The sequence below is a fragment of the Streptomyces sp. NPDC057743 genome (assembly GCF_042798755.1).
Classification (GTDB): Bacteria; Actinomycetota; Actinomycetes; order Streptomycetales; family Streptomycetaceae; genus Streptomyces.
On the sequence record NZ_JBHVJX010000006.1, the window covers coordinates 29,339 to 43,188 of the forward strand.

The window sequence follows — 13,850 nt, forward strand, 5'->3', positions numbered from 1 at the left end:
CGGGGGGGGGGGGGGGGGGGGGGCCGCGGGGGGGGGTGTTGGTACGCGTTCGCTTTACGTCCGAACACCCACCCCTCCGGCCCCACACCCTCCCGTGAGGGAACGGGGCCCCGCCCGGGGAGCGGGCGGCCTGGGCGGACGGCTTGGGGAGTGGCCCGGCGTGAGCGGCCCGGGGGAAGTGGCCCAGGGCGAGCGGCCCACCGCGTGGGTGGGTCATATCTGTCCGGAGGGTGCCGAGGGTGTGGGCGGGGTGGAGGGGGTCGAAGGGGCGGAGGGTGCCGAGGGTCCGGAGGGTGTGAAAGGTGCGGTGGTGGGCGGGGGTTGGGGGATGGTGGTGGGCGTCGTGGTGCCGGTCCAGTGGGTGAGGGCGGTGTGGATTTCGGTGGTGCGCTCGGTGGGGGTGGTGGTGTCCGTGGCCCAGGCGATATAGCCGTCGGGGCGGACCAGGACGGCCGTCTTGCGGTCGCTCGCCCAGGAGGCGGTGACGAACCGATCGGGGGCGGGGGTCGGGATCGGGGGTGTGCCTGATGTCGGGTCGTCCGTCGCCGGGTTGTCCGCTGTTGGCTCGTGGTTGGCGGTTATCAGGACGAACTTGCCCTGCCGGAGGAGTTCGTAGAGTCGGGTGCCGCCGGCGAGGTGGACGTCGGGGGCGCGCCGGCCGGCCAGGCGGTGGGCACCGGGGCCTGCCGGGTAGGCGAGGTCGATGCCGGAGAGATTGCCGATCGCCCGGCGGGGCAGTGCCGGCACCCGCCGGAGGAGCTGGAGGCCGAGGCCGCGCAGCGCCCGGGCGGGGGCGGAGCGCACCAGCGCGAGCCGGATGAGGGCGCCGCTGCTGCGCAGCACCGTCTTGCCGACCGGATGGCGCTCCGCCTGATAGCTGTCCAGCAGGCTGTCGGGGGAGTGGCCCTGGAACACCGCCGCCAGCTTCCAACCGAGGTTGGCCGCGTCCTGGAGACCGACGTTCATCCCCTGGCCGCCGGCCGGGGAGTGGACGTGCGCGGCGTCCCCGGCGAGGAAGACCCGGCCGACGCGGTAGGCCGGGGCCTGCCGCTCGTCGCTGTGGAAGCGCGAGATCCAACGGGCGTCGTGCAGGCCGTAGTCGGTGCCGAAGGCGAGGCGGGTGACCTCGCGGACCTCGTCCAGGGTGGCGGGGGCGTCCTCGGCGGCCTGGGCGTGGCGGTTCCAGCCGATGACGCGGTACCAGCCGTCTCCGAACGAGGCGACCAAGCCGAAGGCGTGCGGGGTGGCGTTGACGGCGAAGGGGGAGTCGGGGGGCTGGGCCAGCCGGACGTCGGCGAGGACGACGGAGCGGATGACGGCCTTGCCGGGGAAGGGCAGGCCGATCGCCTCGCGGACGGCGCTGCGGCCCCCGTCGGTGCCGATCACATAGGCGGCACGCAGGCCCCCGACGCCGTCGCCCGCGCCCTCCCGCCCCGCACTGCCACGTCCCGCACCGCCGCGCCCCGGGCCGTCGCCCTCGCTGTCCGTCGCCCCGTCGCCCGCCCCGTCGTCCGCGCCAACGGCCGCCCGGAAGTGGACCGTTGCGCCGTCCGCGTCCTGGTCCAGGCCCAGCACCTCGGAGCCGTACCGGAAGGTGACGCCGGCCCGCTCGGCGCGCCGCAGCAGCAGGCGCTCGACCTCGTACTGCGGGGTGATCAGGACGAAGGGGAAGCGGGAGCGGAGCCGGGCCAGCGGGAGCGTCGCCATCCCGAACAGATGGAGGCCGGCGAGCCGATGGCCGCCCGCTATCAACTCGTCGGCGAGCCCGCGGGCGTCCAGCTGCTCCAGCGACCGGGCGTGCACGGCCAGCGCCCGGCTGAGATTGCTGACGGTGCGCTCCCGGCGCTCCAGGAGCGTGACGGCCAGGCCGGCCTCGGCGAGGTCACCGGCGAGCAGCAGCCCGGTCGGGCCGGCGCCCACCACGATCGCGTCCGCGTCCTGCTCGGTCGATGCGGCGCCGGTCGGGCGCGCGTCCGTTCTGCTGCTCGGGCGGCTCTCGCCGCCGCGGGTGGCTCCTGGCCTGCGATTGAGGGCATCCATGACTGTCGCCTCCTGCCAACGCATGTTGGTCAACGCTTGTTGGCAAAAAGCGTATGGCGTCCACGAGTCGCGTGTCAACGGTTGTTGGCCTACATTTGTTGGCATGGTCGAACGTGATCCCTCCGCCACCCCCGCCGACGCTTCTTCCCGCGCCCCCGAGGTCCGGCCGGAGGTCGACAACGGCCCCGCCCCCGTCACCCCCGAGGCCCCCGACGTCGGCGTCCACCCCCGCCCCCGCCGCTCCGACACCACCCGCGCCGCGATCCTCACCGCCGCCCGGGACCGCTTCGCCGCCGACGGCTACGAGCGCGCCACCATCCGCGCCATCGCCCGGGACGCCGGCATCGACCCGTCGATGGTGATGCGCTACTACGGCAACAAGCAGGGACTCTTCGTCGCCGCCTCCGCGTTCCACCTGCCCGCCCTCGACCTCGCCGCGGTGCCGGTCGAGGAGCGGGGCGCCCGGCTCGTCCGCCACTTCATCGAGCTCTGGGAGGGCGACGAGACGCTCACCGGGATGATGCGCGTCGGCGTCACCAACGAGGCCGGCGCGGAGCGGATGCGGCAGGTCTTCACCGAGCAGGTCCGCCCGATGCTCGACGCGGTCTGCACGGTGCCGGAGGAGGCGCCGGCCCGCGCCGCCCTGGTCGGATCGCAGATCCTGGGCATGGCGCTGTGCCGCTACGTCCTGCACTTCGGCCCCGCCGTCGACTTCAGTCACGACGAGCTCGTCGCCTGGATGGCGCCCACCATCCAGCGCTATCTGACGGCCGAACGACCGTAGCGGCGGGCCCTGTTGGAGCGGTGCGGCGGCGCGGCGGCCGACGGCTCAGGACGGCCCCGCGCCCCCGTCCGGCACCCGCGCACCGGCTTCTCCCGCCACCCGCGCACCGGCTTCTCCCGCCACCCGCCCCGCGATCCGCCGTAGATGGCCCTCGAAGACCCGCCGCGCCTCGGGCGTCAGCGTCCGCAGCGCCACCATCGCCGTCACGATCACATCGCACAGCTCCGCCTGGACGTCGTCCCAGGTGTGACTGTGGCCCTTGCGCGGATTCTGGCCGGTGGCCCCGATGACGGCCTGGGCGACCTCGCCGGCCTCCTCCGAGAGCTTCAGGACCCGCAGCAGCCGCTCCTGTTCCGCCGGCAGCGCGCTCTCCCGGTCGAGCCAGCGCACCAGCCCGTCGATGGTGTCCCAGGGGATCGCCTCGGACGGGAGCGCGGGAGAACGGGCGGGAACGGGCCGGGAGTTGGCGTCGGCCGAGGCGGGTGCGGGCTCCGGCGAGGCAGCGAGGTGATCGGACATGGCCCGATTCTGCCGCCCGTTCCGCGACCCGCGCCCCCACCGCACCTAGGGTGAGGCGACACCGGCAGGAGAGGCGACGACCGACAGACCGGCGCACCGGGGCGGACCCCGGGAGCGCCGGACGAGCGGAAGGTGGCCAGGCGGATGGACGAGCACCCTGCGATGCCCCGCGACCGGTTCCCGCAGGAGCTGATCGCGTTCTACGGGCTGACCCGGCTGCCCCGTGAGGGCGGCTGGTACCGCAGCACCTGGGCCGGCCCCCAGCGGCCGGACGGCCGGCCCGAGGGCTCGGCGATCGTGATGCTGCTGACCGCCGAGCCGGGCGTCTACTCCGCCCTGCACCGGCTACCAACCGACGAGATCTGGCACTTCTACCGGGGCGACCCGCTCACCCTGCTCCTGCTCACCGAACGCGAACGCGAACACGAGCACGAGCGCGGTGCCGCCGGCGACGCGACCGCCCGCACCGTCGTCCTCGGCCCGGACGTACTCGGCGGCCAGCACGTGCAGTTCACGGTCCCGGCCGGCACCTGGATGGCCGCCGAGGTCGCCCCCGGCGGCTCCTGGACGCTCTTTGGCTGCACCATGGCGCCCGGCTTCACCTTCGCCGACTACGAGCACGGGGACGCCGGCCGGCTGGCCGCGCTCTTCCCCCAAGAGGCGGCGAGGATCGGGGCGTTGAGCCGAGCATGACGACGACGCCCGCCCAACAGTCCCCTCCGACGTCACACGGACCCCACCCCGCAGCGAGAAGCGCCAAGAAGACCGCCGGCAAGGAGAACCCCACCCCATGACGAGCACCCCGCACGCCGACCACCCCGGCCCCCGGCCGAGCGCGCCCGACCCCGCCCTCCCCGACCTCACCGGTCAAGTGGCCCTGGTCACCGGGGCGTCGGGCGGCATCGGTCGGGGCATCGCGCTGCGGTTCGCCGCCGCCGGAGCGGACGTGGTCGCGCACTACCGGGCCGGCGAGGAGCCCGCGCGGGCGCTGGTCGAGGAGATCCAACGGGGCGGCGGGCGGGCGCTGGCGCTGCGCGCCGACCTGACCGCGGAGGAGGAGTGCCACCGGCTGGTCGCTGAGGCGGCCGGGTGGCGCGGGCGGCTGACCGCGCTGGTGAACAACGCGGGGGTGCAGCCCACTCAGGAGCTGGCCGGGATGTCGCTCGCCGACTGGCGGGCGGTCGCCGACCCCAACGTGCACAGCGTCTTCGCCTGCACCCAGGCCGCCGTGCCGGCCCTGCGCGCGGCCGGCGGCGGCACGGTGACCCACATCGCCTCCATCGAGGCGGACCGCCCGGCGCCGCAGCACGCCCACTACTGCGCGTCCAAGGCGGCGGTGGTGATGCACGCCCGTTCCGCGGCCCTGGAGTACGGGCCGGACGGCATCCGCGTCAACAGCGTCTCGCCGGGGCTGATCGCGCGGCCGGGGCTGGCCAAGGACTGGCCGGAGGGGGTGGCCCGGTGGCAACGGGCCGCGCCCACCGGGAGGTTGGGGCGCCCCGAGGACATCGGCGACGCCTGCGTCTTCCTCGCCTCGTCGATGGCCACCTGGATCACCGGCCACGATCTCGTCGTGGACGGCGGGGTCTCGGCCCGTCCCACCTGGTGAGCCGGGAGCGACGGTGCGCCCGCCCGCGAGCCGTCACCGGCGGTGCGTCAGCCCCGCGGCGCCGCCCCGGCCGGGCCCTGTCCGGAATGCGGCTGGCGGCTCACGGCCACACCAGGCAGTACGCCTGGTGCCCGGCCTCGTGGAGGCGGTGGGAGAAGTCCTGCCATTCGTGCAGGAGTTGGTAGACGCTGAAGGCGTCGCGCGGGCCGCCGCGGTCGGGGACGGTGGACCAGATGAAGGCGGCCGCGCCGACGGACTCCTCGCCGACGCCGCGCAGCGGATCGACCACGGTCATCGGGAGCTTGACGACGGCGTAGTCGGGGTGGAGGACGACCAACTCCAGCGGGGGCACCTTGTGCAGCGGTATGCCCTCTATACCGGTGAGGACCATGGCGGCCATGGTCTCCGGCTTGATCTTGGTGAACATGCCGCCCATACCGAGCTCGTCGCCGCCCAGTTCCTCGGGGCGCATCGAGATCGGGACCCGGGCGGCCGTGGCGCCGTTGGGCGCACCGAAGTACTTGTACGTCACCCCCATGCGGCCGCCCCTGTTTTCCCCGCCCGTAATGCTCTCGGTGCCCCTGTGCCGGTCGTCGTCCCCGTGGTGCTCGGAGCCCTCCCGCCGGTGACGGCCGCGCTGGGCGCGCTCGGGACCCCGGTCATTGGTTCCCTCGCCCAGTTCGCCACCGCGATGCATATCTCCACCCGACCACTCGCAGCCCCAGCCGCGCAACCCGATCATCGTCCCAGAGACCTCCCCCGTCACCGGCGCGTGAAACGCCCGGCCGCACGCCCCCGTGCACCTCTGAGACCATTGCTTGCGTGACTTACTCGTACGACGCCCCAGTTTCGCAGACGCGCGGGGGCTGACGCCCGGTCGCGAGCGAGAGGAACGAAAAAGAAACCAAGCGGGAATGCAGGGGAATCGCGCGGGCGGGCCGGGTGGTCCGCGGGTGATTCCCCGCGCCCCAGCCAGCCGGGCCGTGTCCGCGCGCCGCCGCCCTCCCTCCCCCGTATATGCAGGTCAGGATCACAGTGTCTTTTCCGTATGAAGCCCCTGTTTCGCAGTCGCTGTTCGACCGTGCGTCCGTGGTGACGCCGGGCGGCGTGAATTCTCCGGTGCGGGCCTTCCGGGCCGTGGGCGGTACGCCCCGGTTCATGGTGTCCGGTACCGGTCCGTACCTCACCGATGCCGACGGCCGGGAATACGTCGACCTGGTGTGCTCGTGGGGACCGATGATCCTCGGTCACTCGCACCCCGAGGTGATCGCGGCGGTCCAGGAGGCGGTGTCCCACGGCACGTCCTTCGGGACGCCCGGCGCCGGCGAGGTCGAGCTCGCCGAGGAGATCGTGGCGCGGATCGCGCCCGTCGAGCAGGTGCGGCTGGTCTCCAGCGGCACCGAGGCGACGATGTCGGCGATCCGGTTGGCGCGCGGTTTCACCGGCCGGGCCAAGGTCATCAAGTTCGCCGGCTGCTACCACGGGCACGTGGACGCGCTGCTGGCCGCGGCCGGTTCGGGCGTCGCGACGTTCGGGCTGCCGGACACCCCCGGGGTCACCGGTGCACAGGCCGGCGACACCGTCGTGCTGCCGTACAACGACCTGGACGCGGTACGGGCCGCGTTCGCCGCGCACCAGGGCGAGATCGCCTGTGTGATCACCGAGGCGTCGCCGGGCAACATGGGCGTCGTCCCGCCGCTGCCCGGCTTCAACCAGGGCCTCAAGGACCTCTGCGAAGAGCACGGCGCGCTCTTCATCTCCGACGAGGTCATGACCGGATTCCGGGTCAGCAAGGCCGGCTGGTACGGCATCGACGGCGTCCGCCCGGACCTGATGACCTTCGGGAAGGTCATGGGCGGCGGCTTCCCGGCCGCGGCCTTCGGCGGCCGCGCGGACGTCATGGCGCACCTGGCCCCGGCCGGGCCGGTCTACCAGGCGGGCACGCTGTCCGGGAACCCGATCGCCACCGCCGCCGGCGTCGCGCAGCTCCGACTGCTGGACGACGCCGCGTACGGCAAGGTCGACGCGGTCTCGACGGAGGTCCGCGGGCTGGTCACCGCGGCGCTGGCCAAGGAGGGCGTGGCGCACCGGCTCCAGGTCGCCGGGAACATGTTCTCGGTCTTCTTCACCGACGCCGAGGTCACGGACTACGACAAGGCCAAGGCGCAGGAGTCGTTCCGCTTCACCGCCTTCTTCCACTCGATGCTGTCGCAGGGCGTGTACCTCCCGCCGTCCGCGTTCGAGTCCTGGTTCGTCTCGACCGCGCACGACGACGCGGCGATCGAGCGGATCGCCGCCGCGCTGCCGGCCGCCGCGCGGGCCGCGGCCGAGGCGAGTGCGTGACGGGCACGGGCGGAGCGGACCGGAAGATGGGTGACATGAACAACGGCGACGCGCACGGCGACGAGATCACCGTCGTCCACCTGATGCGGCACGGCGAGGTGCACAACCCCGAGGGCGTGCTCTACGGGCGCCGGCCCGGCTACCACCTCTCTGATCTGGGGCGGAAGATGGCCGACCGGGTCGCCGAGCACCTCGCGGACCGGGACATCACACACGTGGTGGCCTCGCCGCTGGAGCGCGCGCAGGAGACCGCGTCGCCGATCGCCGACGCGCACGGCCTTCAGATCGCCACCGACGAGCGGCTGATCGAGGCGGCCAACGTCTTCGAGGGCAAGACCTTCGGGGTGGGCGACGGCGCGCTGAAGAAGCCGGGCAACTGGAAGTACCTGACCAACCCGTTCCGCCCGTCGTGGGGCGAGCCGTACATCGAGCAGGTCGTCCGGATGATGGCGGCGCTCGGTGCGGCCCGGGACGCGGCCCGCGGGCACGAGGCGGTGGCGGTCAGCCATCAGCTGCCGATCTGGATCGTGCGCAGCTTCGCCGAGCGGCGGCGGCTGTGGCACGACCCGCGGAAGCGGCAGTGCACCCTGGCCTCGCTGACGTCGTTCACCTTCCACGGCGACAAGATCATTTCCGTGGGGTACAGCGAACCGGCGCGCGACCTGGTCCCGTCCCACCTGTTGGCGGGCGCCAAGCCCGTGAAGGGCGGGTCCAAGTCGTTCGGCGCCTGACAAGCCGTCACGTGGCGGAATGTCAAATTCGCCGGAAATGCAAAGTCTGAGCCAATAGCACGGAACCTCACCATCCGACATGCCCTCTATAAAGATGTCCGTTTATATGGATATCTAGTTCGTCGAGCACGGATGGGGAACGACGCTATGGGCGCGATCAGTCGGCGAAGCCTGCTGGGCATGGGAGTTGGGGCGGCCGCCGCGCTGGGCGTGGCGGGCTGCTCCAGTTCCGGGTCCGGTGGCGGCGGTCAGCGGGTGAAGAACGCGGCGCCGGCCCGCCCCAAGCTCATAGGCGACGGCTCGACCTCGGACTACGGCAAGCAGCCCAACCAACCCGCCGCCCCCGAGCGGCTGGAGCCGGGTCAGACCCCGCCGCAGTTCGTGATCTTCTCCTGGGACGGGGCGGGAGAGGTCGGCAACGGCCTCTACCCCCGCTTCCGCAAGCTGGCCAAGGACCACGGCGCGGCCATGACCTTCTTCCTCTCCGGGCTGTACCTGCTGCCCGAGCAGAAGAAGCACCTCTACCGCCCGCCGAACAACAAGCCCGGCGCCTCCGACATCGGCTACCTCAACGACGCCCACATCAAGGAGACGCTCGACAACGTCCGTCAGTCGTGGCTCGACGGGCACGAGATAGGCACCCACTTCAACGGCCACTTCTGTTCCGGCCGGGGCAGCGTCAAGCACTGGACGCCGCAGCAGTGGCAGTCCGAGATAGACCAGGCCGTGGACTTCGTCACCAAGTGGCGGACGCACACCGGCTTCTCCGACGCGGACCCGCTGCCCTTCGACTACCGCAAGGAACTGGTCGGCGGTCGCACCCCCTGCCTGCTCGGCCAGGAGAACCTGCTGCCCACCGCCCGCGAACTGGGGTGGCGCTACGACGCGAGCTCGCCCGGCGGCCTCCAGATGTGGCCCCGCAAGAAGCAGGGCATCTGGGACTTCCCGCTCCAGCAGATACCTTTCCCCGGCCACTCGTTCGAGGTCCTGTCGATGGACTACAACATCCTGGCCAACCAGTCCAAGAACTCCACGAAGGCGCCGCCGGCCAACTACCCGGGCTGGCGCCGGCAGGCCACCGACGCGTACATCTCCGGTTTCCGGCGGGCCTACGAGACCAACCGCGCGCCGTTCTTCATCGGCAACCACTTCGAGGAGTGGAACGGCGGCATCTACATGGACGCCGTCGAGGAGGCGTTCAAGCACATCGCCAACGAGAAGAACAAGGACGTCCGGCTGGTCTCCTTCCGGCAGTTCACCGACTGGCTCGACGCGCAGGACCCGCAGATCGTCCGCAAGCTCCAGCGGATGGGCGTCGGCGAACGGCCGGCCGGCGGCTGGAAGAACTACCTCGCCTGACGGTCGATCGGCCCGCGCGGCGCGCCGGAATGGGCGGTTCCGGGGGGTCTGACATGGCCCTTCGCGCGGGGCGTGGCGGGGCAAGGGGGGCGCGGAAGATCCGCAATTGGCCCATGCGAAACTTTTCACATGAGTGACAGCCGCGCCCCTCGCCGCCTCACCAGTCGCCGCCGTCTCGCCCTGTACGTCGCGGGAGCGGCGGCCGCCTCGCTGACGCTCGGCGCCTGCGGCGACGGTGCCTCCGGCGGCTCGGCGCAGACCCGGTTCGTCCAGGGCAAGAACGGCGTCGACACCGTCAAGCCCGACGAACGGCAGCCGGCGCCCGACCTGTCCGGCGAGACCACCACCGGCAAGAAGCTGAAGGTGGCGGACTACAAGGGCAAGGTCGTCATCATCAACGTCTGGGGTTCGTGGTGCGGCCCCTGCATCGCCGAGGCCCCCAACTTCGCCAAGGTCGCGAACGAGGACAAGGGCAAGGGCGTCCAGTTCATCGGGATCAACACCCGTGACGTGGAGAAGTCGCAGGCCGTCCAGTTCGAGGAAGAGCACAAGATGCCCTACCCGAGCCTGTTCGACCCCCAGGGCAAGTTGATGCTGCGCTTCCCCAAGGGCAGCCTCAACCCGCAGGCGATCCCGTCCACCATCGCCATCGACCGGCAGGGGCGGATCGCCGCGCGCTCGATCGGCCCGCTCGCCGAGGACGACCTGCGCAAGATGGTCGACCCGCTGATCGCCGAGAAGTGATCGCGTGATCGCGCTCGCCGCCGCCACCGCGCAGAACCAGACCATCCTCACCGGCACCCTGCTCGCCGCCGTCCCGCTGGCCCTCTTCGCCGGCCTGGTCTCGTTCTTCTCGCCCTGCGTCCTCCCCCTGGTCCCGGGCTACATGTCCTACGTCACCGGCGTCACCGGCACCGACCTCGCCGAGGCCCGGCGCGGCCGGATGCTGGCCGGCGCCGGCCTCTTCGTCCTCGGCTTCACCGCCGTCTTCGTCTCCGGCGGCGCCCTCTTCGGGTTCTTCGGCCAGTCCCTCCAGAACTACAAGACCGACATCTCGCGCGTCCTGGGCGTGCTGATGATCCTGCTCGGGCTGGCCTTCGCCGGCGTGCTGAAGCGGTTCGGCCAGCGGGAGTTGCGGTTCCACAAGAAGCCCTCGATGGGGCTGGCCGGCGCGCCGGTGCTCGGGGTGCTCTTCGGCGTCGGCTGGACGCCCTGCCTGGGGCCCACCTTCACCGCGGTCAACGCCCTGTCCTTCCAGGAGGCCAGCGCCGGCCGCGGTGCGCTGCTCACCGTGGCGTACTGCCTGGGCCTGGGGCTGCCGTTCGTCGCGGTGGCGCTCGCCTTCCGCCGGATGCTCGGCGCCTTCGGCTGGGTCAAGCGGCACTACGTATGGGTGATGAGGGCCGGCGGCGGCATGATGATCGCCCTCGGCGTGCTCCTCGTCACCGGCATCTGGGACAGTCTGATGTCCGAGCTCCAGAGCTGGGCGCAAAGCACCACCGTTGGGATCTGATTGATGTCCACCAAGACCGACACCACGGACGAGCCGGGCGCCACCGCCGATCAGGGCGGTGATCTCGGCGCGGCCGGATCCCAGCTCTCCACCGCCCCCAAAGAGGACATCAGCCTCCCCTCGCTCGGCCCGATCGGCTGGGCGCGGTGGTTCTGGCGGCAGTTGACCTCGATGCGGGTGGCGCTGCTGCTGCTCTTCCTGCTGTCCATCGGCGCGATCCCCGGGTCGCTGATCCCGCAGACCAGCATCGACCCGGTCAAGGTCGACCAGTTCAAGGCCGAGCACGCCACCCTCGCCGGGATCTACGACAAGCTGGGGATGTTCCACGTCTACAGCTCGGTGTGGTTCTCGGCGATCTACCTGCTGCTGTTCATCTCGCTGATCGGCTGCATCGTGCCGCGCGCCTGGCAGTTCGTCGGGCAGCTCCGCGGCCGCCCGCCGGCCGCCCCCCGCCGGCTGACCCGGCTGCCCGCGTACACCACCTGGCGCACCGAGGCGGCGCCCGAGGACGTCCTCGACGCCGCCGAGCGGATGTTGAAGAAGCGGCGCTTCCGGATCCGTCGGGAGGGCACCGCGGTCGCCTCTGAGAAGGGTTACCTCCGCGAGGCCGGCAACCTCCTCTTCCACGTCGCGCTGATCGTGATGCTGGTGGCGTTCGCCGTCGGCAGCCTGTGGAAGTCCGAGGGCGGCAAGCTGGTCGTGGAGGGCGACGGCTTCTCCAACAGCCTGACCCAGTACGACGACTTCTCCTCCGGGCCGTTCTTCGACACCGACACCATGGCGCCGTTCGGCTTCACCCTGAACTCCTTCGACGCGACCTACGAGCGGACCGGCCCGCAGAAGGGCACCCCGCGCACCTTCCAGGCCAACGTCAGCTACTTCTCCGGCGCGGACGGCGCGGAGCACAAGCGGACGATCCGGGTGAACACCCCGCTCGACATCGAGGGCAACAAGGTCTACCTGCTCTCCCACGGCTACGCGCCGGTCGTCACCGTCAAGGACGGCCGCGGCAAGACCGTCTACCACGGTGCGGTGCCGTTCCTCCCGCAGGACCCGAAGAACTTCACCTCCTCCGGTGTGGTGAAGGTCCCCGGCGCCCAGACCAAGGACGGCCAGCGCAACCAGCTCGGCTTCCAGGCGCTGTTCGTGCCGACCTTCGGCGGCAAGAACTCCGGGTCGATGTTCTCCCAGTTCCCGGCGCCCGACTTCCCGGTGCTGTCGGTGAACGCCTGGCACGGCGACCTCGGCATGGACTCCGGCCTGCCGCAGAACGTCTACCAGCTCGACACCAAGCGGCTGAAGCAGTACAAGGACGCCAGCGGCGACATCTTCAAGAAGATGCTGCTGCCCAAGGACCGCGCCGGGCAGATGCTCGGCCACACCGGCGCCAAGCTGACGGCCGATCAGCTCGCCGCCGAGTCCACGATGCAGCTCCCGAACGGCGAGGGCTCCATCACCTTCGACGGCATCAAGACCTGGGCCAGCTTCAAGATCGCCCACCAGCCCGGCAACGGGCTCGCGCTGACCGGCGCGGTCTGCGCGCTGCTCGGCCTGGCCGCCTCGCTGTTCATCCAGCGGCGCCGGGTGTGGGTCCGGGCGGAGCGCGCCGACGACAACGGCGGCGGCACCGTCGTCGAGATGGCCGGCCTCGGCCGCAGCGAGTCGGCCCGGGTGGCGGAGGAACTCGCCGCCCTCGCGGCCGCGTTGACCCCGAGCGCCCCGCTGGCCGCGCCCGCACCGGACGCCGGGGACGCCCCCGACCCGTCCGCCGAAGACCCGACGGAGCCCACCGACTCTGCCGATCCTGCTGATCCCTCCGAAGGAGTGCGCGCGTGAACCTCGCTGCCGCAGCCAACGAGACACTGGCTCACAACAGCAATGTGCTGGTCTATTCGGCGATGGCCATCTACACCCTCGCCTTCGTTGCCCACATGGCCGAGTGGGTGTTCGGCAGCCGCAGCAAGGTCGGCCGGACCGCCGCCGCCCTGACCACCGAGGCCGCCGCGCCGGCGGCCGCCGCGGCTCCCGTGCAGAGCGCGCAGAAGGGCGGCACCGCCGTCCTGGAGCGTCCGAAGGTCGTCACCCGGACCGCGGCCGGTAGCCGGGACGTCCCCGACGGCCCCGGCGCGCACGGCGGCACCGAGAAGGGCGACCTCTACGGCCGGATCGCGGTCTCGCTCTCCGTCCTGGCCTGGGCGCTGCACGTCGGCGGCGTCGTCACCCGTGCACTGTCCGTGCAGCGCGCCCCCTGGGGCAACATGTACGAGTTCTCCGTGACCTTCGCCGGGGTCGCGGTGGGCGTCTACCTCGTCCTGCTGCTCCTGAAGAAGAACGTCCGCTGGATCGGGCTGCCGCTGGTCACCACCGTCCTGCTCACCCTGGGACTGGCGGTCAGCGTCCTCTACACCGCCAGCGACCAGTTGGTGCCGGCGCTGCACTCGTACTGGCTGTGGATCCACGTCTCCTGCGCGATCCTCTCCGGCGCGGTGCTCTACCTCGGCGCGGTCGCCACCCTGCTCTTCCTCTTCCGCGACCGCTACGAGGCCAAGCTGGCCGACCCGACGGGCAAGCAGCCCGGCGCCTTCGCCACCTCGGTGCTGGAGCGGCTGCCCTCGTCCGCCTCGCTCGACAAGTTCGCCTACCGGGTCAACGCCACCGTCTTCCCGCTGTGGACGTTCACCATCATCGCGGGCGCCATCTGGGCCGAGGCCGCCTGGGGCCGCTACTGGGGCTGGGACCCCAAGGAGGTCTGGTCCTTCATCACCTGGGTCGCCTACGCCTGCTACCTGCACGCCCGCGCGACCGTCGGCTGGAAGGGCCGCAAGGCCGCCTGGCTCGGCCTGATCGCCTTCGCCTGCTACCTCTTCAACTACTACGGCGTGAACATCTTCGTCACCGGCCTGCACTCCTACGCCGGCGTCTGAGCAGGTCCCGCCCGACCCCCAACGCAAC

At 71.8% G+C, this 13,850-nt stretch carries 13 protein-coding genes; 10 read left to right on the plus strand and 3 right to left on the minus strand.

All coding sequences use genetic code 11. The annotated features are described in order from the left end of the window. Positions 1 to 213 precede the first annotated feature (213 nt). Positions 214 to 2,040, minus strand: a complete 1,827-nt coding sequence (locus ACFVFQ_RS08415; protein WP_383410893.1) for an FAD-dependent monooxygenase — start codon at positions 2,038 to 2,040, stop codon at positions 214 to 216. 103 nt (positions 2,041 to 2,143) lie between these two features. Between ACFVFQ_RS08415 and ACFVFQ_RS08420 the strand changes: the two genes are divergently transcribed. After that, a complete protein-coding gene (locus tag ACFVFQ_RS08420; protein WP_383410896.1) occupies positions 2,144 to 2,824 on the plus strand; it encodes a TetR family transcriptional regulator in 681 nt (226 codons plus the stop codon). A gap of 45 nt (positions 2,825 to 2,869) precedes the next feature. Here ACFVFQ_RS08420 and ACFVFQ_RS08425 read toward each other — a convergent pair whose 3' ends face one another. After that, positions 2,870 to 3,343: a MazG-like family protein gene (locus tag ACFVFQ_RS08425; protein WP_383410898.1), complete on the minus strand. Its 474-nt coding sequence runs from the start codon at positions 3,341 to 3,343 to the stop codon at positions 2,870 to 2,872. A 144-nt stretch (positions 3,344 to 3,487) separates the two neighbouring features. Between ACFVFQ_RS08425 and ACFVFQ_RS08430 the strand changes: the two genes are divergently transcribed. Next, the gene (locus ACFVFQ_RS08430; RefSeq protein WP_383410904.1) at positions 3,488 to 4,036 is read left to right on the plus strand and encodes a cupin domain-containing protein; all 549 of its coding nucleotides are present in this window, start codon (positions 3,488 to 3,490) and stop codon (positions 4,034 to 4,036) included. Positions 4,037 to 4,133: 97 nt separating this feature from the next. After that, positions 4,134 to 4,952, plus strand: a complete 819-nt coding sequence (locus ACFVFQ_RS08435) for an SDR family NAD(P)-dependent oxidoreductase (protein WP_383410907.1) — start codon at positions 4,134 to 4,136, stop codon at positions 4,950 to 4,952. 100 nt (positions 4,953 to 5,052) lie between these two features. Here the strand turns inward: ACFVFQ_RS08435 and ACFVFQ_RS08440 are convergent, their stop codons facing one another. Further along, entirely contained in the window at positions 5,053 to 5,649 is a 597-nt protein-coding gene (locus ACFVFQ_RS08440; RefSeq protein WP_383410910.1) for a hypothetical protein, read from the minus strand. A 320-nt stretch (positions 5,650 to 5,969) separates the two neighbouring features. Here ACFVFQ_RS08440 and hemL point away from each other — a divergent pair, with 320 nt between their 5' ends. The 7 genes from hemL to ccsB all read left to right on the plus strand — a co-directional run bounded on the left by hemL (position 5,970) and on the right by ccsB (position 13,822). Next, a complete protein-coding gene (hemL, locus tag ACFVFQ_RS08445) occupies positions 5,970 to 7,295 on the plus strand; it encodes a glutamate-1-semialdehyde 2,1-aminomutase (RefSeq protein ID WP_383410913.1) in 1,326 nt (441 codons plus the stop codon). Positions 7,296 to 7,330: 35 nt separating this feature from the next. Next, positions 7,331 to 8,026, plus strand: a complete 696-nt coding sequence (locus tag ACFVFQ_RS08450; RefSeq protein WP_383410915.1) for a histidine phosphatase family protein — start codon at positions 7,331 to 7,333, stop codon at positions 8,024 to 8,026. A 147-nt stretch (positions 8,027 to 8,173) separates the two neighbouring features. Next, the gene (locus ACFVFQ_RS08455; protein WP_383411510.1) at positions 8,174 to 9,385 is read left to right on the plus strand and encodes a hypothetical protein; all 1,212 of its coding nucleotides are present in this window, start codon (positions 8,174 to 8,176) and stop codon (positions 9,383 to 9,385) included. A gap of 129 nt (positions 9,386 to 9,514) precedes the next feature. Further along, positions 9,515 to 10,129, plus strand: a complete 615-nt coding sequence (locus ACFVFQ_RS08460; protein WP_383410918.1) for a TlpA family protein disulfide reductase — start codon at positions 9,515 to 9,517, stop codon at positions 10,127 to 10,129. A gap of 7 nt (positions 10,130 to 10,136) precedes the next feature. Then, a complete protein-coding gene (locus tag ACFVFQ_RS08465) occupies positions 10,137 to 10,898 on the plus strand; it encodes a cytochrome c biogenesis CcdA family protein (protein ID WP_383411512.1) in 762 nt (253 codons plus the stop codon). Positions 10,899 to 10,901: 3 nt separating this feature from the next. After that, positions 10,902 to 12,734: a cytochrome c biogenesis protein ResB gene (locus ACFVFQ_RS08470; RefSeq protein WP_383410923.1), complete on the plus strand. Its 1,833-nt coding sequence runs from the start codon at positions 10,902 to 10,904 to the stop codon at positions 12,732 to 12,734. Then, positions 12,731 to 13,822 (plus strand): c-type cytochrome biogenesis protein CcsB, encoded by a 1,092-nt coding sequence (ccsB, locus tag ACFVFQ_RS08475; RefSeq protein WP_383410926.1) that lies wholly within the window; start codon positions 12,731 to 12,733, stop codon positions 13,820 to 13,822. Before ACFVFQ_RS08470 ends, ccsB begins: the two co-directional genes overlap by 4 nt. The last annotated feature ends 28 nt before the right edge of the window (positions 13,823 to 13,850 follow it).